Source organism: Bacillus sp. IS1 (assembly GCF_032461585.1).
GTDB lineage: Bacteria > Bacillota > Bacilli > Bacillales > Bacillaceae > Bacillus > Bacillus velezensis.
Window position 1 is genome coordinate 46,022 of sequence record NZ_JAWCWR010000006.1, and the last position, 25,092, is coordinate 71,113.

Here is a 25,092-nt window from a genome sequence, read left to right on the forward strand (position 1 = left end):
AACCCTCACCGCCTAAATTGTCACCCGCCGCTTTTATGTGTTACATTTGACTCATGAACATTCCAAACCATCCTGAAACCGAACGCTTACAGCTGACAAAGGTTCTTCATGCTCTGAGTGATCCGCTCCGCTTAGAGCTGGTCAAACAATTGGCGGAAACAACAGAAAAAACGTGCGGAACCTGCGCTGATGTCCGGGTCGCTAAATCAACGCTGTCCCATCACTTCAAAGTGCTGCGGGAAGCGGGGATCGCCCAAGTGCGCATAGACGGGAAGCACCGTTATTATTCCCTGCGCAAAGATGATTTACAAGCGGCGTTTCCCGGCCTGCTGGAGGCGATTTTGCAGACAGAGCCGGACCGCTGGTAATAAGTCCCCGAATTCCGGGGGTTTTTTTATGCGCCGAAAACTGCCCGGTAAAGCCTGTAGACGCCTTCTTGAATATCGCTCTCCTTCAGGCGGGCGAATCCCAGAATGAGCTGCGGCTTATTTGAATCGCCTCCCGTTTTCAGACGGAACCGGCTCATCGCAAACAGATCGAGCTGTTCTGCATCCGCCCGTGCCAATATCTCTTTTTCTGAACGGGCGCAGTCAAACTCAGTGACAAAATGAAGCCCCGCATTGGCGCCCTTTACACTGATTCTTTTTCCGAATGTTTCTTCCAAAGCCGAAATGAGGCGTTCCCGCATGTTCTTATAATGCTGCTTCATCTTTTTAATATGTTTCTGATATTCACCTGATTCGATAAATTCTTTCAGCGCGAGCTGGGCAAGCGTGCTGCACGTATGCAGGTCATACGTTCTCTCTTTGAACGTCCGCAAAAGCCCGGGCGGCAGAACCATATAGCTGATGCGCAGACCTGGGAAAAGGGATTTTGAAAAGGTCCCCATGTAGATGACATTTTGAAACCGGTCAAGGCTTTGAAGCGCCGGTATCGTATCGGCGTCATATTTAAATTCACTGTCATAATCATCTTCAATGATGAAGCGGCCGTTCTGTTCGGCGGCCCAGTTTAAAAGCTGAATCCGCCGGGAAGCGGGCATGATCACGCCTGAGGGGAATTGATGGGAAGGCGTGGTGATCAATACAGAGGGCCGGCGTTTTTCGATTTCGTCCATGGACATGCCTTTTTCATCAAGGCTGATCGTCGCAACCTTTTTCCCGAGGTTTTGCAGCAGCCGGTACATCCTCATATATCCCGGGTTCTCCATGGCGTAGAGCGCGTCTTTTGGCAGCAGTTCAGTCAGCAGCTGCACCAGCAATTGCGTGCCCGCCCCGAGCACGATTTGTTCCGGGCGGCATGTAACGCCCCTTGTCAGGGAAATAAGCCGCGAAATTGTTTCACGGACTTCATATAAACCTTGCGGGTGGACGAGTTCTCCGAGTGTATGAAATGAACGGGCGGCTGCTTTATGCTCACAGCGGAACCAGCTTTTCAGGGGGAAATGCGCCGTATCCACGCTCATATGAGAAAACGAAATCCAGCCGCTTTTATCCGTCTCCCGCTCTTTCAAATCATCAGGCAATAGGAGCGAAGGCGCTTCTTCATGATAAACCGTATCAATTTCCTCCACGAAAAAGCCTTTTCTTTCGACTGCATATAAATAACCTTCCGAAAGCAGCTGCTGATAAGCTGAATTCACTGAATTCACGCTGACCTTCAGCGTCTCGGCAAGCTCCCGTTTAGACGGCACCTTTGTATGAGGCATCAGGCTGCGCTTCAAAACAGCCGCTTTTATGTGCTGATAGATCTGCTGATAGATATAATCCGCCGTTTCCGAATGATCAATGGAAATCGTCAGCATCCAGACCCTGCCCCTTTCTGATACCATGGATAAATTAATTTTGGTACTTTTCATCATACCAAAAAGAAGTCAGAATGATAAGAAAACAATGCAGGGGGATGGAATCTATGAGTCGAACAGCATCAACGGAAGTGACAACTGCCCAGTGGCAGCAAAAACGGGATCAATTCGTTTCCAAGGGGGTCGGCAACGGAAACCGCGGCATGGCGGTAAAAGGGGAAGGGGCGCTTTTGTACGATTTGGACGGCAGACGATTCATTGATTTTGCCGGAGCGATCGGAACGCTGAATGTCGGCCATTCCCATCCGAAAGTGGTGGAGGCCGTGAAGAAACAGGCGGAGGATCTGATTCACCCGGGATTTAACGTCATGATGTATCCGTCTTATATTGAGCTGGCCGAAAAACTTTGCGCCCTTGCGCCGGGAGATCATGCGAAAAAAGCGATTTTTCTCAATTCGGGAGCGGAAGCGGTGGAAAACGCCGTGAAAATCGCCAGAAAATATACGAAGCGCCAGGCTGTCGTGTCATTTACAAGAGGGTTCCACGGCCGCACGAACATGACGATGAGCATGACGAGCAAGGTGAAGCCTTATAAATTCGGTTTCGGCCCATTTGCCTCAGAGGTGTATCAGGCGCCGTTTCCTTACTATTATCAAAAGCCGGCCGGCATGAGCGACGAGCAGTATGACGACTTTATCATCAGCGCTTTTGAGGATTTCTTTATCGCCGCAGTTGCACCGGAAACCGTCGCCTGTGTCGTAATGGAGCCGGTTCAGGGAGAAGGCGGCTTCATCATTCCGTCAAAACGTTTCGTGCAGCACGTCGCCGCTTTTTGTAAAAAACACGGCATCGTTTTTGTAGCGGATGAGATTCAAACCGGTTTTGCCAGAACGGGAACGTATTTTGCGATTGAGCATTTCGGGGCCGTTCCGGATTTGATCACCGTATCCAAATCACTTGCGGCCGGATTGCCGCTGAGCGGCGTCATCGGCCGGGCGGAAATGCTTGATGCCGCCGCGCCGGGTGAACTCGGGGGCACATATGCGGGAAGCCCGCTCGGCTGTGCGGCTGCGCTTGCGGTCTTGGATATTATTGAAGAAGAAGGGCTGAATCAGCGTTCCGAGGAGATCGGCCGGATCATCGAGCATCAAGCGCTCGAGTGGAAAAAAGAGCATGCCTGCATCGGAGAAGTGCGCAGACTCGGTGCGATGGCGGCCATCGAAATTGTCAAAGATCCGGACACGCGGGAACCGGACAAAGCGAAAGCCGCGGCGATCGCTAAAACGGCGAACGAGAACGGACTGCTGCTGCTGACGGCCGGCATTAACGGCAACATTATCAGATTCCTGACGCCGCTTGTCGTGACGGATGAGCAGCTCAAAGAAGGCCTTTCCATTATCGAAGCAGCTCTGTGAGTTCAATTATTGGAATGCCGGCGGATGTGTCTGCTATCATGAAAGTGTGAGATACATCAACAAGCATTCAATGGCTTTACTATAGCAAAGAAAGGAATGTTCAATATGCCAGAACAATTAACAGTGTACAACCCGGCAACGGGAGAGGCGATCGAAAGCATCCCCCAGCAGACGGCCGAAGATGTTGAAAAAGCGATTGAACGTTCACATCAAGCGTTTCAATCATGGTCCAAAACATCAGCGGGAGAACGTGCCTCACTTTTGAGAAAATGGTATGAGCTGATTGTTGAAAATAAAGAAGAACTTGCGGAATTAATTACGAAAGAAAACGGCAAACCGTACGAAGAAGCGGTCGGAGAAGTTTTATACGGCGCCGGTTATATTGAATGGTTCGCCGAAGAAGCAAAACGGATTTACGGCAGAACCGTACCTGCGCCGACAACGGGCAAACGGATTGTCGTCACCCGTCAGGCGGTCGGCCCGGTAGCCGCGATCACGCCGTGGAATTTCCCGAATGCGATGATTACAAGAAAAGCCGCGCCCGCTTTGGCGGCAGGCTGTACGTTCATCATCAAACCGGCGGAGGATACGCCGCTTTCCGCTTACGCCCTTGCGCGTCTCGCATATGAAGCGGGAATTCCGAAGGACGTGCTGCAAGTGGTGATCGGTGACGGAGCCGAAATCGGAAACGTCTTCACCAGCAGCCCGAAAATCCGCAAAATTACTTTTACCGGCTCAACGCCTGTCGGCAAAATCCTGATGAAAAACAGCGCCGACACCGTAAAACATATGTCAATGGAGCTTGGCGGACATGCGCCGCTGATCGTGGATGAAGACGCTGATCTTGATCTGGCGGTAGCCCAAACAATGGCCTCTAAATTCAGAAACGCCGGCCAAACCTGCGTCTGTGCAAACCGGCTGATCGTACACGAATCCGTGAAAGACGAGTTTGCGAAAAAACTGAGTGAAGAAGCTGCGAAACTCAAAGTCGGAAACGGTCTTGAAAAAGGCGTAAACGTCGGCCCTGTCATCAACAAAAAAGGCTTCGATAAAATCGTCGGCCAAATTAATGACGCCGTGGAAAAAGGCGCAAAAGTGCTGACGGGCGGAACGTATGACCAAAACGATGAAAAAGGATGCTATTTCGTGACGCCGACCGTGCTGTCAAACGTAGATACATCCATGAACATCATGCATGAAGAAACATTCGGCCCGGTTGCGCCGATCGTTACGTTCTCAGATATTGATGAAGCGATCAAGCTTGCGAACGATACGCCGTTCGGGCTTGCGGCTTATTTCTTCACAGAAAACTACCGCCGCGGCATTTATATTTCTGAACAGCTTGAATACGGCATCATCGGCTGGAATGACGGCGGTCCGTCCGCGGTTCAAGCGCCGTTCGGAGGAATGAAAGAAAGCGGCATCGGCCGTGAAGGCGGTACGGAAGGCATTGAACCGTACCTGGAAACCAAATACATGTCTATCGGACTTTAATGAGCCCGAAAAGAAAGCCCCGCTTCTAAGCGGGGCTGTTTTTATTGAGCAGTCTGCCGGTGAATATCGCCGGCAGGCTTTTTTGATCTTGCGGGAATAATCGGTTCGATTCCAGACAAAATAACAGCAAATACGATTGAAAGAAGGTCGCCATCATGGATATATTACTGGCTCTTCTCCCGGCTTTATTTTGGGGGAGCATCGTGTTATTTAACGTCAAATTAGGCGGCGGGCCTTACAGCCAGACGCTGGGAACGACAATCGGGGCGCTCATCGTTTCGTTTGTGTTGTATCTGTTTGTCCACCCGGTGCTGTCTGGGCGCATTTTTATTGTCGGCATCATCTCGGGGCTGTTTTGGTCGCTCGGCCAAAGCAATCAGCTTAAAAGCATACAGCTGATGGGCGTTTCAAAAACGATGCCGATATCAACGGGAATGCAGCTCGTCTCGACTTCTTTGTTCGGTGTGATCGTATTCAAAGAATGGTCAACCCCGATTGCGATTACGCTGGGTATTCTCGCCCTTATTTTTATCATCGTCGGGATTGTGCTCACATCTTTAGAAGATAAAAAGGGGCGGGCGGACGGAGAACCGGGAAACTTAAAAAAAGGCATTGTCATCCTGCTGATCTCCACGCTCGGTTATTTGGTCTATGTCGTTGTGGCCCGGCTGTTCGGCGTATCCGGATGGTCAGCGCTTCTGCCGCAGGCGATCGGGATGGTCATCGGGGGACTGCTCCTGACGTACAAGCATAAACCGTTTAATAAGTACGCCCTCAAGAACATTCTGCCGGGAATCATCTGGGCGCTCGGGAATATGTTTCTGTTCATCTCACAGCCGCGCGTCGGAGTTGCGACAAGTTTTTCCCTTTCTCAAATGGGGATCGTCATCAGCACGCTCGGCGGAATCTTCATTCTCCGTGAGAGCAAAACGAAGCGTCAGCTGGTCGCCATTGCCATCGGGATTATCCTGATCATTGTAGCCGCGGTATTCTTAGGCGTTGCGAAATCAAATTCATAACATATGCAGGAGGTTTGAACATGTACACGGATTTAAAAGGAAAAGTCGTTGCCATTACGGGAGCTTCATCAGGATTAGGAAAAGCGATGGCGATCCGCTTCGGACAGGAGCAGGCGAAAGTCGTGGTTAACTACTATAGTAATGAAAAAGACGCCCAAACCGTTAAAGAAGAGATTCAAAAAGCGGGAGGCGAAGCGGTCATCGTTCAAGGAGACGTCACAAAAGAAGAAGATGTCAAAAACATCGTGCAGACCGCGGTGAAGGAATTCGGCACATTGGATGTCATGATCAATAACGCCGGCATGGAAAATCCGGTTCAGTCGCATGAAATGCCGCTCAAAGACTGGAACAAAGTCATCAATACCAATCTGACCGGCGCTTTCTTAGGAAGCCGCGAAGCCATTAAATATTACGTAGAGAATGATATTCAAGGAAACGTCATTAACATGTCTAGCGTACATGAAATGATTCCATGGCCTCTGTTTGTTCACTACGCGGCGAGTAAAGGCGGCATCAAATTGATGACGGAAACGCTGGCGCTTGAGTACGCGCCGAAGCGCATCCGTGTCAACAACATCGGGCCGGGAGCCATCAATACGCCGATCAACGCGGAAAAATTTGCAGATCCCGTTCAGAGAAAAGATGTGGAAAGCATGATTCCGATGGGATATATCGGTGAGCCTGAAGAAATCGCGGCTGTCGCCGTCTGGCTCGCGTCAAAGGAATCAAGCTACGTAACCGGCATTACGCTGTTTGCTGACGGCGGAATGACAAAATATCCGTCATTCCAGGCAGGACGCGGATAAGAAAAAAAGCGATCGCAGGCTCTTTAGAGCCGGATCGCTTTTTGCTTACGCGCGTTTTTTCTTTACAAGCGCCGCGATGGAAAGGATAATCGCCGCGGCTGACAGAACGATGGCCGCAATATCAAGCGCTGATACGCCGGATTTGCTTTCTTCGTTTGACTGTTCAGCTCCGTGCGCATCCGTCACGCTGGCCGATTTCGTGATTTTCGTAATTGAGTGGGGCGTGTCGGCTTTCTCATCACCCGTCCATTCTACAATGCTGCCGTCTTTGTAATATTGGTAAGCGTCCCAAGCGGCATCTCCGCTCTTTTCAGGATTTTTCGCAACGAACGTGAACTGCTGGAATTGGCCGGGCTGAATGCCGCCGTCCTTTGCTTCCCAAGTGACGGAGACCGCTTTGTCATCATGTTTGGATACGGATGTTTTCCAGCCCGGAATCGGCTGATACTGCTGAAATTCAACGCCGGCGGGCATTTTCAGCACGACTTTCGTTGTCGGCTCATTCTTTTCCACAGGCACTTTCATCGTGTACGTTTCCCAAGAACCGGCCGCGGATTCCGCGGGTTTGACTGAGACGTGGGCGCTTGCTGTCGCCGTAAAATCGACGAGTGACAGGGTCACGGCGGATATGAATAATAAAGCCTTTTTTTTCAACATGAGATACACTCCTTAGTTTGTCGTTGAGAATATTTGGTTGATTTCATTAAAATCGTTTGTCAGCCCGTGGACTTTGATCTTCCAGTTTCCCTTTTCGGTGATGGACAGGTTGGCGGCTTCGAATGTGCCTTCCTTCGTCTTCTTCAAATCAAAGGTGCTTTCATGCTGATTGCCGCTGAAGCCCGTCTGGTAAACAGTGACCGTAAATTGCTGAATGTCTTTTACCAAGCTGCCGTTGTGATCGGTGACAATGACTTGAAATTCATTTTTCCCCGGCTGGTTCGGCGTAATGTGCAAGGACAGGGTTTCCCCGTTTCCGATCGTTTCTGAGCCGTTAAAAGGCAATGGCGCAGGCGGCGGCGGGCTGGGCAGGCTTGTGAAGACGGCGGTTGTGAATAATACCGCGATGCCTAGTGCCCATTCGGCCTTTATCGTTGCGCTGATGCTCCTTTTTCTGCTGAACTTCGTCATCCATACGTGAACGGCGCCGAGCGCAAGCATGATGACAAACAGTCCGATTTTCAAAAGGAGCGTCTTACCGTAAGCGGTGTGAAAGAGTGAATCAAACGTGCGGATAATGAAAAATCCGTTCAGTACACCTGAAAATAACAGCACGCCGACAGAGGCGAACGCCCAAGGAGAAAACCGTCTGACCGTTTCCCAAGCGATGGTTTTATCGGGTTTTCTCCACTCTGATGAAAGAAGCAGCACAAGCGCGGCGATACCGCCCATCCATACAGACGCGGCCGATAAATGGAGAAAGTCCATTGCGATGCCGACCGCTTTTTCGTCGATAACCGCCGCGTGCCCGGCGAATGCTTTTGCCAAAAGCGAAGCGAAGAAGAACAACAGCGGCGCCGTCCAGTACGCAAATGACCGGAATGCTTTCTTCTTCAACAGCGGGATCATGGACAGGGCGAGCAGGATAAATAAGCTGATCTGGATCATCCAGACGTACCCGCCTGCCGTTTTCAGAAGCGTTTCTTTTACATAGTCCGGCTGAAACGCGGCGCTCCAAGCGCCGCCCGCGTTTTCTTTCGTCTGGATCGGGAGCTGGCAGATAAGCGCGAGCCCCGTTAAACATAAAGAAATCACGAGCAGCTTTACAGTTCGTTTTGCTTTTGATGAATCTTTATTATTTCTGTACCAAAACAGATGGAAAAAAGCCGTGCCGATAAACAGGGAGAGAGCGGTGTACAAAATACCGCGGTCGATGGCCGCTTCGGGATGAAGCGCCGCTTGCGATGATGTCTGCTCCTGAAGTTCTCCGCCGGCTTTTCCGATACTGAAAGGGATGACGCCGGATACCGGATGTCCGTCGGCCGATACCGCGTTCCATTCCGCTCTGTAAATATCATGCGGCAGGTTTTTTTTCAATGCCGCGGTCATGATGCGGGCATCATTTTTTTGAATCACCGTTTTGCCCGCGTCAACCCGTTCGCCGGATGAATTATAGACCTTAATGGAGTGGAAGCCTTCTTCAATCTGTTCATTAAACTCAATTTCAATCTGCTTCGGCGCTTGTTTTAATTCGCTGTTCTCACCCGGATTTGAGTTTGTGATGTAGGCGTGGGCGAAGCTTGTTTTCGGAATCAAAACAAGGAACAGCAAAAAGATGAGCCAGCGTTTGTTCTGTCTCATGGATGATGACACCGCCTTCCGGTTGGTTGTTGTTATGTCTTGCTGCAGGTGCATCCCTTCTGCCTGTCGTGTAAGATGATGTCCGCCGCCTCGTCAAAGGTGCAAATGACCCCGCCGAATCCTTTTTGAAACCGTTCTGCGTAATCAAGCGTTGAGAAGGGAATCGCCTGAGGCCGGCAGCAGTGAAGGTCAATATCGGCATGGACTAAAAAGTATGCGGAAGCTGCCGTCAGTGTCGTCTGGAGAAGAAAATCTTTACAAATGACGTGGGACACTTCTTCCTTTTTATCCTCATACCGCAAAATCGCGCAATGAATGCAGCACATCTGCTCAACGGCTTGTGAAACGGTAATAAGCTGAACAGAATACGAATGCTGAATCGGCCGCAGGCAATAGCCGCATTGATTGGCGCTTCGTTCTGAAGCGGGCGGGAGCGTAATGCCGCCGGGTGTCCTGATAATCCGGTTTGCATCCGCCAGCTGATTGACGTCTCTGTACACGGTCATCTCGGAGACGCCGAATCTCTCGCTTATGTCAGAGATTTTAAGCGCGCCCTCTTCTTTCAGCCATTCAAGCAAGGTTTGCTGTCTGTGAATCGGAAGCAATTCTGCATCCTCCTTTTTATGCGAATGAGTGATGAACCTCCCTCTAAGAGTAGATGTTTTCACAAATGCACACAAGAGCCTGATGATAAAATATGTGAAAAAATGTTGAACAATCACAAATGTAAAAGACGTAGTCAGACTCTGTTATAATAGAAGAGTTGAATGGAGGAATAAACATGAAAGAAACGACCTGCCCGAACTGCGGCAAGCCGATTACAGGCGACATGGTCAGATCATCCATGATCCCGTGCCAGTTTCAGTGCGGGCATTGCCATGTGAAATTGCGTGAATATAAAGTATCAGCTCCGATTATGGCTGCGGCCATTGCGATCACGGTGCTTTTGATTTATCTTGTGCAGATGGCCAGAACCGCCGTCATGCCGATGTTTCCGGCAGCGCGGTATGTGCCGGCCGCCATTTTCGCGCTCGTATGTGCGTATCCGGTGTTTATTGTCAGTGAGCGGCTCATTGCCAAACTCGTTGTCACAAAAGGACACATTATATACAGAAAGCGGTAAGACACCTTTGATGAGGTGTCTTTTTTTTGTTAAGGATTTGTCACAGTCTCTGTGCCAAACTCCTCTTTACTTTTCATTGAATGGGGATTGTAAGCGTTTTATGATGAAGACACAGGGGAGAGAGAAACCCCGTGTCTTATTTATTTTCATCTGAAGGCAAGCAAACAGGGAGGGAATGAACATGCAGCAAGAACAGCAAGCTGGCATGAAAGTGAAGATACAGCGGTTCGGCAGTTATTTAAGCGGTATGATCATGCCGAATATCGGCGCATTTATCGCATGGGGAATTATCACCGCGCTGTTTATTCCAGCGGGATGGTTTCCGAATCCGCAGCTGAATACATTGGTAAGCCCGATGATTACGTATCTACTGCCGCTTTTAATCGCATATACGGGCGGAAAAATGATTTACGATCACCGCGGGGGAGTCGTCGGAGCGACGGCCGCCATCGGAGTCATTGTCGGAGCGGACATTCCGATGTTCTTAGGGGCAATGATTATGGGGCCTTTGGGCGGTTATCTCATTAAACAATTAGACCGTGTGTTTAAAGATAAAGTCAGACAGGGTTTTGAAATGCTGATCAACAACTTCACGGCGGGAATTATCGGAGCTGTGCTGACGATTATCGCGTTTTATGCGATCGGCCCGGTCGTCCTGTCTCTTAACAAATTGCTGGCGGCGGGTGTGGAAGTCATTGTCCACGCGAATTTGCTGCCGATTGCAAGCGTTTTCGTAGAACCGGCGAAAGTCCTGTTCCTGAATAACGCGATCAACCACGGCATTTTAAGTCCGATCGGAATCGAGCAGGCCGCCAAAGCGGGTAAATCCATTCTGTTCTTAGTGGAAGCGAACCCCGGGCCGGGACTCGGTATTTTACTGGCATATATGTTCTTTGGGAAAGGCTCTTCAAGATCGACGGCTCCGGGAGCGGCGATCATTCATTTCTTCGGGGGGATTCATGAAATCTATTTCCCTTACATTTTAATGAAACCGATGCTGATTCTCGCGGCGATCGCCGGGGGAGCGAGCGGACTGCTTACATTCTCGATCTTTAACGCAGGTCTTGTCGCCGCATCATCTCCGGGAAGCATCATCGCCATTTTGGCGCTGACGCCGAAAGGAAGCTATCTCGGCGTGCTGGCGGGCGTCATCGTTGCCGCGGCCGTATCGTTTATCGTTTCGGCGCTTATTCTGAAATCGTCTAAAGCGGGTGAAGAAGATTTGACAGCCGCGGCGGAAAAAATGCAGGAAATGAAAGGCAGGAAAAGCGAAGCGGCGGCCGCGTTGGCAGACAAAGAGGAAGAGCCGGAAAACAGCGCCGCTGATATTTCCGCCGACCAAGTCAGCCGCATTATCTTCGCATGCGACGCGGGTATGGGATCGAGCGCAATGGGCGCCTCCATTTTAAGAAACAAAGTGAAAAAAGCAGACCTGGATATTGATGTGACAAATACGTCGATCAATAATCTGCCGAATGACGCGGATATCGTCATTACGCATAAGGACCTGACTGACCGCGCGAAAGCGAAGCTGCCGCAGGCGGTGCACATTTCGGTTGATAATTTCTTGAACAGTCCGAAATACGATGAACTGATTGAAAAGCTTAAAAACTAATCAAACAGAAAGAGGGATCTTCATCATGGAAGTATTGGCTAAAGCGAACATCAAACTGAACCAGACGGTGAACTCAAAAGAGGATGCCATCCGCCTCGCGGGACAGACATTGATTGATAACGGCTACGTGAAGAACGGCTATGTGGAAAAAATGTTCGAACGTGAAGAAACATCATCCACGTTTATGGGGAATTTCATCGCGATCCCGCACGGCACGGAAGATGCAAAGGATGAGGTGCTTCATTCAGGCATTTCCGTCATCCAGATTCCGGACGGTGTTGAATACGGTGAAGGCAATACGGCAAAGGTCGTTTTCGGTATCGCCGGAAAAAACAATGAACACTTAGACATCCTGTCAAACATCGCCATCATCTGCTCAGAGGAAGAAAACATCGAACGGCTGATCAGTGCAAAGACGGAAGAAGAACTGGCCGCTATTTTCAGCGAGGTGAACTGACATGATTGCCCTTCATTTCGGAGCGGGAAACATCGGGCGGGGCTTTATCGGCGCCCTGCTCCATCATTCCGGCTATGACGTAGTTTTCGCTGATGTGAATGAAACGATGGTCAGCCTTCTCAATGAAAAGAAGGAATATACCGTGGAGCTTGCCGACGGCGGCCGGCAGACCGAAATCATCGGCCCCGTTTCAGCCATCAATAGCGCGGTGCAAGAACAAGAGCTGTACAGGCTGATCAATGAAGCAGCGATCATTACGACGGCGGTGGGCCCGAACGTTCTCAGACTCATCGCCCCGTCCATCGCGGAAGGGCTGAAGCGCAGAACGTCCTCTGAGCCTCTCAATATCATTGCCTGTGAAAATATGATCGGCGGCAGCAGTTTTCTGAAAAAAGAAGTTTTCGGACATTTGACGGAAGCGGAGCGGGAACTCGTGAACCGGACGGTCGGCTTCCCGGATTCTGCGGTGGATCGGATTGTGCCGATTCAGCACCATGAAGATCCGCTGAAAGTATCCGTAGAACCGTTTTTTGAATGGGTCATAGACAGAACCGGCTTTGCCGGCGGCCAGCCGGTACTGGAAGGTGCGTTGTTTACGGATGATCTTACGCCTTTCATCGAGAGAAAGCTGTTTACCGTCAATACCGGCCATGCCGTTACGGCGTACGTCGGCTATCAGCGCGGATTAAAAACCGTCAAAGAGGCCATCGGCCATCCGGAAATCCGGCGTGTCGTGTACGATGCACTTTCAGAAACGGGCGAGTACTTGGTGAAAGCGTACGGCTTTAAGCAAGCCGAACACGAGCAGTACATGAAGAAAATCATCGGCCGCTTTGAAAATGAATACATCACGGATGATGTGACAAGAGTCGCCAGATCACCGCTTAGAAAACTCGGAGCGAATGACAGATTAGTAGGGCCGGCCAAAAAAATAAAAGAACCGAACGCGCTGGCAGAAGGCATCGCCGCCGCCCTGCGCTTTGACTATCAGGATGATCCGGAAGCGGTTGAGCTGCAAAAGCTTATCGCGGAAAAAGGCACGAGCGGCGTTCTTCAAGACATTTGCGGTATTCAGCCGCATGAGCCGCTGCACGGCATCGTGCTCAAAAAGCTCAATCAATAAAAATGAACCCGCGTCGGGGGACGCGGGTTTTTTCTTACGTTATAATGAGAGGGAAGGGAGGCTGCATGATGAATCAGAAGCTATTGCCACATCGTTTTCCGTTTCTTTTGATTGACGGCACGACGAACAGTGAAGCCGGAAAATGGGCGGCTGCTTACAAAAACATCAGTGAAAATGACTGGTTTATAACTGAATCCCAAAGAGAGATGCCATTTTCGCTCGTCGTTGAAGCAATGGCCCAAACGGCGGCTTGCGCGGGAATTACCGGCGGTGACGGCCTCGGTCTTTTATCCGCGGTGAAGAAAGCGGAAAGGTTAGGTGCCGCTTTGCCGGGAGACCGTCTGGATCTTTTTTTTGAGGTCACGCGAATCAGGCGCGGTTTTGTGTTCGGCCGGGCGAAAGCGTCCGTTGCCGGGAAGCCTGTGGCGGAAGCTGAGCTTAGCATATTTATCCAGTCATCGTAAAAAAAGCCGCCTCCAGCGGCGGCTTTCGGACAAGTCTGTTATTTTGTATCATAATCTCTTTCACTCTGTGAATTGTCCCTTTGGTCATGTTTGTGTTTTTCGTCATTGGCGTTCTCTTTCAGCTCTTCCAGCGGAATCGGATCGGTTAAATCATGATGTTCAGGATTTTCATTCGGTTTGTTCTTTTGTTTTCTTTCTTTCATCCTCCATCACCTCAGTATTTCTTTTCCTCAACGTTCTCCCCGCCAAACGCAGGAAGCGGTTTTTTGTTCCTGCGGGTCATATGTATTAAAATAGAGACGACTACATTATAAAAAGTGAGGTACATATATGCCGATACAAAGAGAAGACGCAGATATTAAACTGATCGCGATTGATATGGACGGAACCCTGCTCAATGACGAGCAGCTCATCCCGGAGGAAAACCGGCGGGCGATCAAGGAAGCGGAGGCGAAAGGAATTCACGTCGTCATCAGCACAGGACGCACGCTGATGACCTGCCGCGAACTGGCTGAGTCTCTCGAGCTGTCATCCTTTTTAATCACGGCAAACGGCAGCGAAATCTGGGATTCCAACTTTGAGCTGGTTGAGCGCAAGCTTCTTCATACCGATCATATTCAAAAATTATGGGATCTGCGGAATAAGCACAACACGAATTTCTGGGCCTCTACCGTCGATAGAGTGTGGAGAGGGGAATTCCCGGAAACGATTACGGATCATCAGTGGCTTAAGTTCGGATTCGAAATCGAGGATGACGAAGTGCGGAATGAGGTGCTGCAAGAGCTCAAGGAATACAAGGAGCTCGAGATCACAAACTCCAGTCCGATCAACATCGAAGTCAATGCCCTCGGTATCAACAAAGCGGCTGCGCTTGCGAAGGTATCGGAAAAACTCGGCTTCACGATGGAAAATGTGATGGCCATGGGTGACAGTCTGAATGACATTGCCATGATTGAAAAAGCGGGTGTCGGCGTCGCCATGGGGAATGCGCAGGACATTGTGAAAGAAACAGCTGACTGGGTGACTGATGTCAACACGGAAAACGGGGTCGCCAAAGCGATCCGCCACTGGGTGTTATAATAGAAAAAAGAGAGAGTCTCGGTATGAGACTCTCTCTTTTTTGTTTTGTCAGATTTGTGACTAGGTCCATGGTAGGTTTTCTGACAAAAGGATGTTCAAACCTGTCAGAATTAAATATAATGAAGAGAAATCCAACAATTCGGAATAGTCATTCCGAATAGCGGAATGATAATAATATAAAACGTTTACAATACAGGAGGGATCTTATGTTTCAGATTGACATCAATTGTGATTTAGGAGAGAGTTTCGGTGCTTATAAAATCGGGCTGGATGAAGAGATTTTGGACTATGTGACATCTGCAAACATCGCCTGCGGCTTTCATGCGGGTGATCCCAGCGTGATGCGCAAAACGGTTGCGCTTGCGGCGGAAAAAGGCGTGAAAATCGGCGCTCATCCCGGGCTGTTCGATCTGCAGGGATTCGGGCGGCGGCAGATCGCGATTACACCCGAGGAAGCGTATGATCTGACGCTGTACCAAATCGGCGCGCTGTCAGGGTTTTTAAAAGCAGAAGGTGTCGAGATGCAGCATGTGAAGCCGCACGGCGCTTTATATAATATGGCCGCCGTCAATCCCGGCCTGTCAGAAGCCATCGCTCAGGCGGTCTGTCATTTTGATCCCGGGCTTATTCTTTTCGGGCTTTCCGGAAGCGAGCTGATTAAAGCGGGAGATCGAATCGGACTGAGGACGGCAAGCGAAGTGTTTGCGGACCGCACCTATCAGGAAGACGGCACGCTGACGCCGCGTTCAGAGCCGGATGCGCTGATTCAGGATGACAAAAAAGCGGTCGGTCAAGTGATTCAAATGGTGAAAGACAGCACGGTGACATCACGTAAGGGACAAGCTGTAAGCCTGAAAGCGGACACGGTCTGCATTCATGGAGACGGAGCCCACGCCCTCACATTCGCAAAAACAATCAAAAAAGAATTAAAAGCGGCAGACATTCAAATCAGCGCGCTTGCAAAAGACTGAGCAGCAGAGGGAGGAAGACAGCATGGAGCAAAAGAAAAAAACAGCCGGAAAGGCTTCCGGCAAATGGTCGCTTCTTTTAGGCGCGACATTTTTGATGGCGACATCATCAATCGGGCCCGGCTTTCTGACGCAAACGGCCACGTTTACCAATACATTGGCGGCAAGCTTCGGCTTTATCATTTTAATTTCTATTATTTTGGACATTTTCGCGCAAACCAATGTATGGCGGATTATCGCGGTTTCCGGAAAGCGCGGCCAAGAGATTGCCAATATGGTGCTTCCGGGCGCCGGTTATGCCATTGCTTTTCTGGTCGTGCTCGGCGGACTTGCATTTAATATCGGAAACATCGGCGGCGCGGGTCTCGGTCTTCAAGTATTATTCGGGATCAAACCGGAGATCGGCGCTTTAATCAGCGCAGCGGTCGCGGTGCTGATTTTTGTCATAAAGGAAGCCGGAAAAGTCATGGACCGTTTTATGCAGATCGCCGGAATCGTCATGATCGTATTGACGGTGTATGTTGCCGTAACGACGGCTCCGCCGGTCGGACACGCCGTTGTGAAAACTTTTATGCCTGATCATATCAGTGTGCTGGCGATCGTGACGCTTGTCGGCGGCACGGTCGGCGGGTACATTACATTTGCCGGCGGCCACCGTTTGCTTGATTCAGGCATCCAAGGGAAAGAAGTCATCCCCCAGGTTACGAAAAGCTCCATCACAGGCGTTCTGATTACATCGATTATGCGGATTGCCCTGTTTCTCGCCGTGCTCGGCGTCGTCTCAAAGGGCCTGAGCATTGATCCTGATAATCCCGCAGCTTCTGTATTCCGGCTTGCGGCGGGAAATGTAGGCTATAAAATTTTCGGCGTCATCATGTGGTCTGCCGCTATCACGTCTGTCATCGGCGCCGCCTATACATCGGTGTCATTCTTCAAATCGTTTTCAACAAAAATCGAAAAGCACTCACATGGCGTAATTATCGGTTTTATCATCGTATCCACTCTTATTTTTGTCACGATCGGCCAGCCTGCCAAAATTCTGGTCGCGGTCGGTTCGCTTAACGGCTTAATTCTGCCGCTTGCATTAGCGATGATTCTGTTGGGCGCTTATAAGAAAAAAATCGTCGGCGATTACAAGCATCCGATCTGGCTCACGATTGCAGGGGCGATCGTAGTGGTTGTCATGGCGGTTATGGGCATCTATACATTATTCACGCAGATGCCGCAGCTATGGAGCTGATGATATGAAAAAACATATGAGAGACATGAGCCCCGAAGAAATCAGACAGCTGATCAGGAAGGGGCAGATGACCGGGCCGACGGCGGGGGTGGCCGCTTCTTACGCACAAGCCAATCTCGTCGTTTTGCAAAAGGATCTTGCCTTTGATTTTCTCTTATTCTGCCAGCGCAATCAAAAGCCTTGTCCGGTGCTTGACGTGACGGATGCGGGTTCACCCGTTCCGGCAATAGCGGCGCCGGGAGCTGATATCCGGACGGACTTGCCGAAATACAGGATTTATCGGCATGGCGTGCTTACTGAAGAGGTAACGGATATTACGCCGTATTGGAAGGATGATGATGTCGGGTTTTTGATCGGCTGCAGTTTTTCATTCGAGCAAGCCCTTATCAATCAGCAAATTCCAATCAGGCACATCGATGAGGGTGTGAATGTCCCCATGTATAAAACAGACATTGACTGTGTTCCCGCAGGCCCGTTTTCGGGAAAGATGGTCGTCAGCATGAGACCGATTCCGGAAAGGCTTGCAGTCCGCGCGGCGCAGGTCACGTCACGTTTTCCCGCCGTGCACGGCGCCCCCGTCCGCATCGGAAATCCGCAAAGCATCGGTATCAGCGATTTGCATCAGCCGGATTTTGGAGATGCCGTAACGGTGCGGGAAGGCGAAGTTCCCGTATTCTGGGCTTGCGGCGTTACGCCCCAGGCGGTGATCATGGAAGCAAAGCCTGACACCGTGATAACACATTCACCGGGGCACATGCTGATCACCGATATACGAAATGAATCGCTTGCTGTCCTGTAAAGTGAGAAAGAATACAACGAGGTGATGACAATGATGCAGTATAGCGGAAATACAGCGCTTGATATACAGCCGTACGGTGATTCCGCCGTTATCATCCGCTTTGGCGGGCACATCAGCGAAGAGGTCAACAGCCGGGTGCATGCGGCGGCAGCCTGTATGGAAGAACGGCCGTTTCCGGGCTTCGTTGAATGTATTCCGGCATTCACAAGCTTAACGATCTTTTATGATGTGTATGCCGTCTCAAACATAAAAAAAGGCGTTTCTCCTTTTGCCCTGGTCAAGAAAGAAGTGACGGAACGTCTCAGCCATATAATGACCGACCGCAAAGAAGAGCGCCGGGTGATGGAAATCCCCGTTTGCTACGGCGGTGATTTCGGTCCCGATTTAGAAGAGGTCGCTGAGATGAACGATCTGACCCCGGAAGACGTCATCCGCATTCATACTGAAGGCGAATATCTCGTTTATATGCTCGGATTTGCGCCGGGATTTCCGTTTTTAGGAGGAATGTCTGAGCGGATCAGAGCGCCGAGAAAGGCGTCGCCAAGGCCGTCCATCCCGGCCGGTTCAGTAGGAATCGCGGGAATGCAGACCGGTGTGTATCCGATATCCACTCCCGGCGGATGGCAGCTGATCGGCAGCACCCCGCTCCGGCTTTTCAGGCCGGAAGAACATCCGCCGAGTCTTTTGAAAGCGGGCGATACGGTGAAATTCGTCCGGATCACGACAGAGGAGTACAGCCGCATCAAGGAGGGAGCCGAATGAGTATGAAAGTGGTAAAACCCGGTCTCTTGACGACGGTTCAGGACACGGGGCGGACGGGGTATCAGAAATACGGTGTACTGGGAAGCGGCGCAATGGATACGATCTCTCTGCGCATCGCCAATCTTCTTGCCGGAAATCAAGAAAAAGAGGCGGGGCTTGAAATTACGCTCATGGGTCCCGGGCCTTCCTTTGAATTTTCAGAACCTGCGGTTATTGCCGTCACGGGAGCTGATTTCGCCCTTCATATTAATGGGGAGCCCGCCCCTCTGTGGAAACCGGTTTTGATAAAGGAAAACAGCGTCGTCTCGTTCGGGCCGTGCAAGATAGGGAGCCGCGCTTATCTCGCCGTCGCGGGGGGATTTGACGTGCCCGCAGTCATGGAAAGCAAAAGCACGTATGTCAGAGCGGGGATCGGCGGCTTTTGCGGAAGAGCGCTGCAAAAAGATGATGAGCTGCCGCTCGGCCGTATGACACCATGTTCGGAATCAATCGCGTACCGTCTGAGCGATTCTTTCGGACAGCATGGTTTCTCAGCGCCTGATTGGTCTGTCAGCAGCAGAGGATTTCTGCCGCTGAAAAAAAATCCGGTCATACGAGTGCTTGAAGGCGCTCAATTTCACGCTTTTACAGAAGAAGCAAAATTGCGTTTTTATCAAGAGTCATATACGGTCACGCCTCAATCCGACCGAATGGGCTACCGGCTGAAGGGCGCTCCGCTTGAATTGCGGGAACCGCTGGAGATGGTATCTGAGGCCGTGACGTTCGGGACGGTGCAGGTGCCGCCGGACGGCAATCCGATTATTCTGCTGGCTGACAGACAGACGACGGGGGGCTATCCGCGGATGGCGCATATCATATCCGCCGATCTTCCTCTCGTCGCCCAAACGATGCCGGGGGAACATATCACGTTCCGGGCCGTTTCGCTGGAGGAAGCGGAAATGCTGCTTTTGGAGAAGGAACAGCAGCTGAAGGAGCTGAAAGCAAGGCTCAAAATGGAATGGCTGATCTGACAAAGGGGCTAAAGACCATGGAAAACAAAAACAAAACCGTCATCAAATCAATGGAACTGCTTCATTTGTTTCTGACTGAACCGAGCCTGAGCTTAAATGAGCTGGTTTCTCTATCGGAAATGCCGAAGACCTCGGTTCACCGGATGGCAAGCTCACTGGAGGAAACGGGGTTTCTTACCCGGGCGGCGGACGGCCGTTATCAGCTTGGTCTGATCTTTTTACAATTCGGCCAGCTCGTCTCTGAACGTCTGGACATCAGGAAAATAGCCAAACCGATTATGGAAGAGCTGTGCAGCGAAGTGGATGAGGCCGTTCAGCTGATCATGAGGGACGGGGATGAAGCCATTTACGTCGAAAAAATTGAAGGCACCCAAACCGTCCGCCTGTATACGGCAATCGGCCGCCGGTCGCCGCTGTACGCGGGAGCGTGCGCCAGAAGCATTTTATCGTTTCTGCCAAAAGAGGAGATTGACACATACATTCAGAAGACAAAGCTTGCCGCAATCGCCTCAGGCACGATGACGGATCGGGCTGAACTGCTTCAATCTATTGAAAGATCCTTACAATCAGGGTATACGATCAGCTATTCGGAATTAGAAGATTACACGGCGGCGATCGGGGCGCCGATTTTCAATCACGAAGGTAAGGTGGCTGCCGGAATCAGCATCGCCGGCTTCGAAGCCCGGTTTTCAGAGGACAGGCTGCCGTATTTAACCGAAAAAGTCAAAAACGCAGCACAGCATATTTCTGAGAAATTGGGTTATTGACCGAGCCAATTTTTCTTCACTCGCGTACATTACAATATCGATAGTAACGAGTGGAGGAAAGTAAATGGGACTTGTTTATACGGCGCTGGGGGATTCTTTGACGACGGGGAGGGGGGCCGGGCCGTTTTCCGCCGGTTTTGTCCAGCGGTTCGGGCGTATGATGGCAGAAGATTTACAGACAAGAACCGACGTATCCATCTTTGCCAAATCAGGCCTTGAGACGGGAGAAATTCTCGGGCTTATGTCCTTGCCGTACATTCAGAGGCGGATTCAGGCTGCTGATATGATTACGATTACAGGCTGCGGCAACGATTTGATCGATTCGGTTCAGGCATATCAGCAAACATCGGACGCTTCGGTGTTCACCAGCGTGTCCAGTCACTGCCATGAGAACTTTGAAAAGATGATAGCCAAGATCGCTGCCTTAAAAGGGCCGCACCCGTCTCCTTATGAGATCCGCGTCTTTAATTTATACAATCCTTTCCCGGGAATCTCCATTGCAGAAAAATGGATATCCTCTTATAATGCGCACCTCAGCACACTCGCATCGGCGCCGCACGTCAAAATCGCCGACGTCCACAGCGCTTTCAAAGGAAAAATGAATGAATATCTCTCTCATGACCGCGTACACCCCAACAGCAAGGGATATGAAGTCATGGCATGCGTCCTGCGGGCGCTCGGATACGGAAGCCTCGCCCGCTCATAACGCGCGCTCCTTTTCATCGGGAGCGCGCTTTTCGTGCTCCTTAAAACAAACTTAAAATTGTCCGACTTTCGTTCTATCCGCGCAAAAAATACGCTAGAATAATGGGGGATAAAGACAGAAATAGAATTGTGTTCAAAAAATGATAACAGAAAGGATGGATTGCTTTGCTGCGCGCCTTAAAACTGTCACTCGCGATGCTGATTATTATACTTGCGGCCGCCGCATTTACGTATGCGGAACATACCTCTGTCATACAGCCGGTTATGCTCGTGTTTCTCGGTGCGGTCATGTTCATTCAGGGGCTGGAGGAAAAACGGAAAGAAAACGACGGTTCCGGGAAATTCAATATCTATACCGCCGTTTTTGTATGGTCGATCTCCTTAATCGGTTTTACGCTTCACGCGATCTGAGTCTGATAGATCCTCAAAATGCTCCACAACGGGAAATGGTGAATAAAAACGGTGCAGTAAGGCTTTCCATTCCTGATATTCCGGCGATCCGCGAAAGCCTTTTGTATGATCTTCCAATGTCTCCCATTCCACGAGCAGCAAATATTTATGCGTCTTTTCCATACATTTGGACAAGGAATGGGACAGATAACCTTTCATGCCCGCGATAATCGGCTCCGCCCGGCGGAATGCCTCTTCGAATTCCCCCTCAAGACCTTCTTTTACATACAGCATGGCTGCTTCTCTGATCATCTGAAATTCCCCCTTTTTTTAATAGATACATTGTATAAGAATATGGCCCGTGACGGCAGGAAAAACAAAAAAATTTTAAACACTATGAGAAAAAAATCCTTGCCAGCCTGATTTGGTTTAGGAGAAAATAACAGTTGGAAGGCAGGGGAATAGACAGTGAAAAAAGGGTTATACCTATTACTTTTACTCGCAGGAATCATAGGTTTGATCGGCTGCTCGAAAACGGAATCGGCCGAAGACAGAATGAAAGATTTCGTAAAAGACTGGAACGGCGGTCATTACGATAAGATGTACCAAAGCCTCACCCAGGATGAAAAGAAAAAGCTATCCAAAAAGGATTTTGTAAAACGATATGAAACCATTTATGAACAAGCAGGGGTCAAAAATCTGAAAGTCACTGCCGAAAAACAGGACGAAGACGACAAGAAAAAAGATGACCTCCAGCACATCGATTATAAAGTCAGCATGGATACAAAAGCAGGGAAGGTCGCTTTTGAAAACACGGCCGTCCTGAAAAAAGAAAAAACAGACGATGGAGAATCATGGAACATCGACTGGAATCCTTCTTTTATTTTCAAACAGCTTTCCGATGACAAAACCGTGCAGATCACAAATGAAGAACCGAAGCGCGGACAAATTTACGACAAAGACGGAAAAGGTCTCGCCGTGAATACCGAGGTGCCGGAAATCGGCATTATCCCTGGAAAACTCGGCAAGGATAAAGACAGCGTGATCAAAAAACTGTCTGAAAAACTGGACCTTTCTGAAGACGATATCAAAACCAAACTGAACCAGGGCTGGGTAAAAGACGACTCCTATGTCCCGATTCAAAAAATCAGACCGGATGATGAAAGCAAGGTCAAAAGCCTGCTCGCATTAGACGGCGTGACGAAAACGAAGGTCAGCTCCCGCTACTATCCGTACGGCGAAAAAGCGGCCCATCTGACCGGCTATATTAAAACCATCACAGCGGAGCAGCTGAAAAAAGCGAAAGACGGCCAATACAGCGATACTTCCAAAATCGGCATCGCCGGCCTTGAGAATGTATATGAAGACAAGCTGCGCGGCACGACCGGCTGGAAAATTTACGTCCCGCAAACAGGTGAGGTCATTGCTGAAAAGAAAGCCGAAAGCGGGCAGGATATTCATGTAACGATTGACATGAAAACGCAGACGAAGCTGTATGATTCTATGAAAGATGACAGCGGAGCGGCAGTCGCTCTCGAACCGCAAACGGGAGAGACACTCGCGCTCGTCAGCGCACCGTCTTATGACCCGAACGGCTTTATTTTCGGCTGGAGCGGCAAAGAATGGAAAAATCTGAATGAAGATAAAAACAATCCGTTTTCAGCGAAATTCAACAAACTCTATGCGCCGGGATCAACGATTAAACCGATTGCCGCGGCAGTCGGCCTGACAAACGGCACATTGAAAGCGTCAGAAAAGAAAAAAATCACCGGAAAAGAGTGGCAGAAAGATTCGAGCTGGGGCGGTTACCATGTCACACGCGTATCAGAGCGCCTGAATGAAGTGGATCTCGAAAACGCGCTGATCACATCGGACAACATCTACTTTGCGCAAAATGCCATAGATGCCGGAGCGGACGCGTTTACAAAAGGATTAAAAACATTTGGCTTTGATGAAGAGATTCCGTACCAATTTCCGATTGAAAAGTCTTCAATCGCTAACGGCAAGCTTGATTCCGAGATCCTTCTCGGAGATACGGGCTACGGCCAGGGGCAGATGCTGATGTCTCCGCTGCACTTAGCGGCTGACTATACCGCATTTGTAACAGACGGAAATCTCGTCAAACCGACATTGATCAAAGACGGAGAAAAAACACCGCAAATCTGGCATAAGCAAGTGGTGTCGAAAGCCAATGCCGAAGAAATCACAAAAGGGCTGAGAGGCGTCGTTGAAGATCCGCGCGGCTCTGCATATCAGCCGGCCGTAAGCGGCATTACTGTAGCCGGGAAAACCGGTACAGCCGAGCTGAAAACTTCTAAAGAAGATAAAGACGGCAAAGAAAACGGCTGGTTTGTCGGTTACAATTATAAAAAGAAAGACCTCTTGATCGCGATGATGATTCAAGACGTCAAAAAACGCGGCGGAAGCCATTACGTCGTTGAAAAAGCGAAAAAGCAGTTTCAGAATCATTAAATGACGATTTTTGCGGGCTGAAAGGAAAATCGGCCGCCGAAGCAGAATGAAACAGCATGGGCAATTCCTGAAAACACAGATACAAGAGGCTCTAAGAAAAAAGGGGGATTTCACATGCAGCGCATTCAATTGGCTGAAGACCTGGAATTTTCAAGAGTGATACACGGGCTTTGGCGTCTGAACGAATGGAATGTTTCAGACGGAGAGCTGCTGAATCTGATTGAATGGTGTATCAGCCAAGGCATCACCACCTTCGACCATGCCGATATATACGGCGGTTATACGTGTGAAAAGCTGTTCGGCGGCGCTTTGTCCCTTTCGCCTTCAATAAGGGAGCGAATCGAAATCGTCACAAAATGCGGGATTGTCATTGAATCACCGGAACGGCCCGGAAACAAGTCGCATCATTATAATACGTCGAAGTCTCACATCTTAGCGTCGGCGGAGCAGTCGCTTTTGAATCTGAATACGGATTATCTGGATGTGCTGCTCATTCACAGACCGGACCCGCTTATGGACCCGGAGGCTGTGGCTGAAGCGTTTCACGCGCTGAAAAGCTCGGGAAAGGTCAGATATTTCGGGGTGTCGAATTTTAAAGCGCACCAGTACAGAATGCTCGAATCCTATTTGGATGATCCGCTCATCACAAACCAAATTGAAATCTCGGCGTACGAGCTGGAAAATATTCATGACGGCACGCTGGATTTCTGTCAGGAAAAACGCATTCCGCCGATGGCGTGGTCACCGCTTGCGGGCGGGAGCGTCTTTACCGGACAATCCGATAAGGACGTCCGTATCCGTGCCGCGCTTCGTTCCGTACAGGAAGAAATCGGCGCCGCTTCCATTGACGAAGTCATGTACGCATGGCTGTTCACCCACCCGGCGGACATCATGCCGATTGTCGGCAGCGGAAAAGAGAACCGCATTTCCGCCGCGGTGCGTGCATCCGCGTACAAACTCAACCATGATCAGTGGTTCCGGATTTATACCGGTGTCCAAGGCTGCGATATTCCATAAACAGAACAAACGCCCGGAAGCTATCTTCCGGGCGTTTGTTTATGTGGTGTGCAATGTCTAAAAACAAGTAAGGTCACTTTGAAGTATAGCCGTGCGGATCAAGAGTAACAAGCGTCATGGCATATTATCTGACACATTTTTCTTTTTCAATACTGTCACACGGCCCAGTGCCAAATTGCCATTTGAAAATGGTTGAATAATCATTGAAAGCGTTTTATATTATAACTTACACCACTTTCCCCGGCAGCACTCCCCATATGCCAT

Annotated in this window: 27 protein-coding genes; 21 read left to right on the top strand and 6 right to left on the bottom strand. The window is 50.0% G+C overall.

Annotated features, from left to right (window positions below):
- The first annotated feature begins 53 nt into the window (after window positions 1-53).
- Entirely contained in the window at window positions 54-368 is a 315-nt protein-coding gene (locus RUW00_RS18245; RefSeq protein ID WP_012116810.1) for an ArsR/SmtB family transcription factor, read from the top strand.
- 26 nt (window positions 369-394) lie between these two features.
- On the opposite strand, the gene gabR is transcribed toward RUW00_RS18245, so the two are convergent.
- Entirely contained in the window at window positions 395-1,804 is a 1,410-nt protein-coding gene (gabR, locus tag RUW00_RS18250) for a MocR-like transcriptional regulator GabR (RefSeq protein ID WP_280144847.1), read from the bottom strand.
- Between the two features lie 107 nt (window positions 1,805-1,911).
- On the opposite strand from gabR, the gene gabT reads away from it, so the two are divergent.
- From gabT to gdh, 4 genes are all read left to right on the top strand, one after another.
- Window positions 1,912-3,219, top strand: coding sequence for a 4-aminobutyrate--2-oxoglutarate transaminase (gabT, locus tag RUW00_RS18255; RefSeq protein ID WP_094296379.1), 1,308 nt, complete (start codon window positions 1,912-1,914; stop codon window positions 3,217-3,219).
- A 105-nt stretch (window positions 3,220-3,324) separates the two neighbouring features.
- On the top strand, window positions 3,325-4,713 hold the full coding sequence (gene gabD, locus RUW00_RS18260) for a succinate-semialdehyde dehydrogenase (protein WP_007410282.1): 1,389 nt from the start codon (window positions 3,325-3,327) through the stop codon (window positions 4,711-4,713).
- 155 nt (window positions 4,714-4,868) lie between these two features.
- A complete protein-coding gene (locus tag RUW00_RS18265; RefSeq protein ID WP_014416913.1) occupies window positions 4,869-5,732 on the top strand; it encodes a RhaT/GlcU family sugar-proton symporter in 864 nt (287 codons plus the stop codon).
- 20 nt (window positions 5,733-5,752) lie between these two features.
- A complete protein-coding gene (gene gdh, locus RUW00_RS18270) occupies window positions 5,753-6,538 on the top strand; it encodes a glucose 1-dehydrogenase (RefSeq protein ID WP_007609424.1) in 786 nt (261 codons plus the stop codon).
- Between the two features lie 45 nt (window positions 6,539-6,583).
- Here gdh and RUW00_RS18275 read toward each other — a convergent pair whose 3' ends face one another.
- From RUW00_RS18275 to RUW00_RS18285, 3 genes are read right to left on the bottom strand one after another with little or no spacing between them, the layout of a single operon-like run.
- Window positions 6,584-7,195: a YcnI family copper-binding membrane protein gene (locus RUW00_RS18275; RefSeq protein WP_315956724.1), complete on the bottom strand. Its 612-nt coding sequence runs from the start codon at window positions 7,193-7,195 to the stop codon at window positions 6,584-6,586.
- Window positions 7,196-7,207: 12 nt separating this feature from the next.
- Window positions 7,208-8,836 (bottom strand): copper resistance CopC/CopD family protein, encoded by a 1,629-nt coding sequence (locus RUW00_RS18280; protein WP_209387891.1) that lies wholly within the window; start codon window positions 8,834-8,836, stop codon window positions 7,208-7,210.
- Between the two features lie 32 nt (window positions 8,837-8,868).
- On the bottom strand, window positions 8,869-9,441 hold the full coding sequence (locus tag RUW00_RS18285) for a DeoR family transcriptional regulator (RefSeq protein WP_007609432.1): 573 nt from the start codon (window positions 9,439-9,441) through the stop codon (window positions 8,869-8,871).
- Window positions 9,442-9,617: 176 nt separating this feature from the next.
- Between RUW00_RS18285 and RUW00_RS18290 the strand changes: the two genes are divergently transcribed.
- The 5 genes from RUW00_RS18290 (at window position 9,618) to RUW00_RS18310 (ending at window position 13,618) form a co-directional block, all read left to right on the top strand.
- Window positions 9,618-9,959, top strand: a complete 342-nt coding sequence (locus RUW00_RS18290; RefSeq protein ID WP_003156306.1) for a hypothetical protein — start codon at window positions 9,618-9,620, stop codon at window positions 9,957-9,959.
- Window positions 9,960-10,134: 175 nt separating this feature from the next.
- Window positions 10,135-11,574 (top strand): PTS mannitol transporter subunit IIBC, encoded by a 1,440-nt coding sequence (locus RUW00_RS18295; RefSeq protein ID WP_014720723.1) that lies wholly within the window; start codon window positions 10,135-10,137, stop codon window positions 11,572-11,574.
- A gap of 25 nt (window positions 11,575-11,599) precedes the next feature.
- Window positions 11,600-12,031: a PTS mannitol transporter subunit IIA gene (locus RUW00_RS18300; RefSeq protein ID WP_012116817.1), complete on the top strand. Its 432-nt coding sequence runs from the start codon at window positions 11,600-11,602 to the stop codon at window positions 12,029-12,031.
- A 1-nt stretch (window position 12,032) separates the two neighbouring features.
- On the top strand, window positions 12,033-13,154 hold the full coding sequence (locus RUW00_RS18305; RefSeq protein ID WP_022552598.1) for a mannitol-1-phosphate 5-dehydrogenase: 1,122 nt from the start codon (window positions 12,033-12,035) through the stop codon (window positions 13,152-13,154).
- Window positions 13,155-13,222: 68 nt separating this feature from the next.
- Window positions 13,223-13,618 carry a 3-hydroxyacyl-ACP dehydratase FabZ family protein gene (locus RUW00_RS18310; RefSeq protein WP_280145430.1) on the top strand — a complete coding sequence of 132 codons (396 nt, stop codon included), beginning with the start codon at window positions 13,223-13,225 and terminating at the stop codon, window positions 13,616-13,618.
- A gap of 38 nt (window positions 13,619-13,656) precedes the next feature.
- On the opposite strand, the gene RUW00_RS18315 is transcribed toward RUW00_RS18310, so the two are convergent.
- Window positions 13,657-13,821 carry a hypothetical protein gene (locus RUW00_RS18315; protein WP_003156294.1) on the bottom strand — a complete coding sequence of 55 codons (165 nt, stop codon included), beginning with the start codon at window positions 13,819-13,821 and terminating at the stop codon, window positions 13,657-13,659.
- A 127-nt stretch (window positions 13,822-13,948) separates the two neighbouring features.
- Between RUW00_RS18315 and RUW00_RS18320 the strand changes: the two genes are divergently transcribed.
- The 9 genes from RUW00_RS18320 to RUW00_RS18360 all read left to right on the top strand — a co-directional run bounded on the left by RUW00_RS18320 (window position 13,949) and on the right by RUW00_RS18360 (window position 21,360).
- The gene (locus RUW00_RS18320) at window positions 13,949-14,698 is read left to right on the top strand and encodes a Cof-type HAD-IIB family hydrolase (RefSeq protein ID WP_032872909.1); all 750 of its coding nucleotides are present in this window, start codon (window positions 13,949-13,951) and stop codon (window positions 14,696-14,698) included.
- A gap of 206 nt (window positions 14,699-14,904) precedes the next feature.
- Window positions 14,905-15,669: a 5-oxoprolinase subunit PxpA gene (locus RUW00_RS18325; RefSeq protein ID WP_007609444.1), complete on the top strand. Its 765-nt coding sequence runs from the start codon at window positions 14,905-14,907 to the stop codon at window positions 15,667-15,669.
- Between the two features lie 22 nt (window positions 15,670-15,691).
- Window positions 15,692-16,906, top strand: a complete 1,215-nt coding sequence (locus RUW00_RS18330) for an NRAMP family divalent metal transporter (protein WP_061861856.1) — start codon at window positions 15,692-15,694, stop codon at window positions 16,904-16,906.
- Window positions 16,907-16,910: 4 nt separating this feature from the next.
- Window positions 16,911-17,705 carry a putative hydro-lyase gene (locus tag RUW00_RS18335; protein ID WP_280144848.1) on the top strand — a complete coding sequence of 265 codons (795 nt, stop codon included), beginning with the start codon at window positions 16,911-16,913 and terminating at the stop codon, window positions 17,703-17,705.
- 30 nt (window positions 17,706-17,735) lie between these two features.
- On the top strand, window positions 17,736-18,467 hold the full coding sequence (gene pxpB / locus RUW00_RS18340; protein WP_280144849.1) for a 5-oxoprolinase subunit PxpB: 732 nt from the start codon (window positions 17,736-17,738) through the stop codon (window positions 18,465-18,467).
- A gap of 2 nt (window positions 18,468-18,469) precedes the next feature.
- On the top strand, window positions 18,470-19,477 hold the full coding sequence (locus RUW00_RS18345) for a 5-oxoprolinase subunit C family protein (protein WP_109680551.1): 1,008 nt from the start codon (window positions 18,470-18,472) through the stop codon (window positions 19,475-19,477).
- A 17-nt stretch (window positions 19,478-19,494) separates the two neighbouring features.
- Window positions 19,495-20,244, top strand: a complete 750-nt coding sequence (locus RUW00_RS18350; RefSeq protein WP_063636982.1) for an IclR family transcriptional regulator — start codon at window positions 19,495-19,497, stop codon at window positions 20,242-20,244.
- 64 nt (window positions 20,245-20,308) lie between these two features.
- Complete coding sequence (gene lipC, locus RUW00_RS18355; RefSeq protein ID WP_045508461.1) at window positions 20,309-20,950, top strand: spore germination lipase LipC; 642 nt, start codon at window positions 20,309-20,311, stop codon at window positions 20,948-20,950.
- 194 nt (window positions 20,951-21,144) lie between these two features.
- Window positions 21,145-21,360: a YczI family protein gene (locus RUW00_RS18360; protein ID WP_369719110.1), complete on the top strand. Its 216-nt coding sequence runs from the start codon at window positions 21,145-21,147 to the stop codon at window positions 21,358-21,360.
- Here RUW00_RS18360 and RUW00_RS18365 read toward each other — a convergent pair.
- Window positions 21,331-21,651 (bottom strand): antibiotic biosynthesis monooxygenase family protein, encoded by a 321-nt coding sequence (locus RUW00_RS18365; RefSeq protein ID WP_088461421.1) that lies wholly within the window; start codon window positions 21,649-21,651, stop codon window positions 21,331-21,333. The two genes, RUW00_RS18360 and RUW00_RS18365, sit on opposite strands and share 30 nt — an antisense overlap.
- Window positions 21,652-21,807: 156 nt before the next feature.
- On the opposite strand from RUW00_RS18365, the gene RUW00_RS18370 reads away from it, so the two are divergent.
- Window positions 21,808-23,811, top strand: coding sequence for a penicillin-binding transpeptidase domain-containing protein (locus RUW00_RS18370; protein WP_315956734.1), 2,004 nt, complete (start codon window positions 21,808-21,810; stop codon window positions 23,809-23,811).
- A gap of 114 nt (window positions 23,812-23,925) precedes the next feature.
- Entirely contained in the window at window positions 23,926-24,828 is a 903-nt protein-coding gene (locus tag RUW00_RS18375) for an aldo/keto reductase (RefSeq protein ID WP_280144850.1), read from the top strand.
- The last annotated feature ends 264 nt before the right edge of the window (window positions 24,829-25,092 follow it).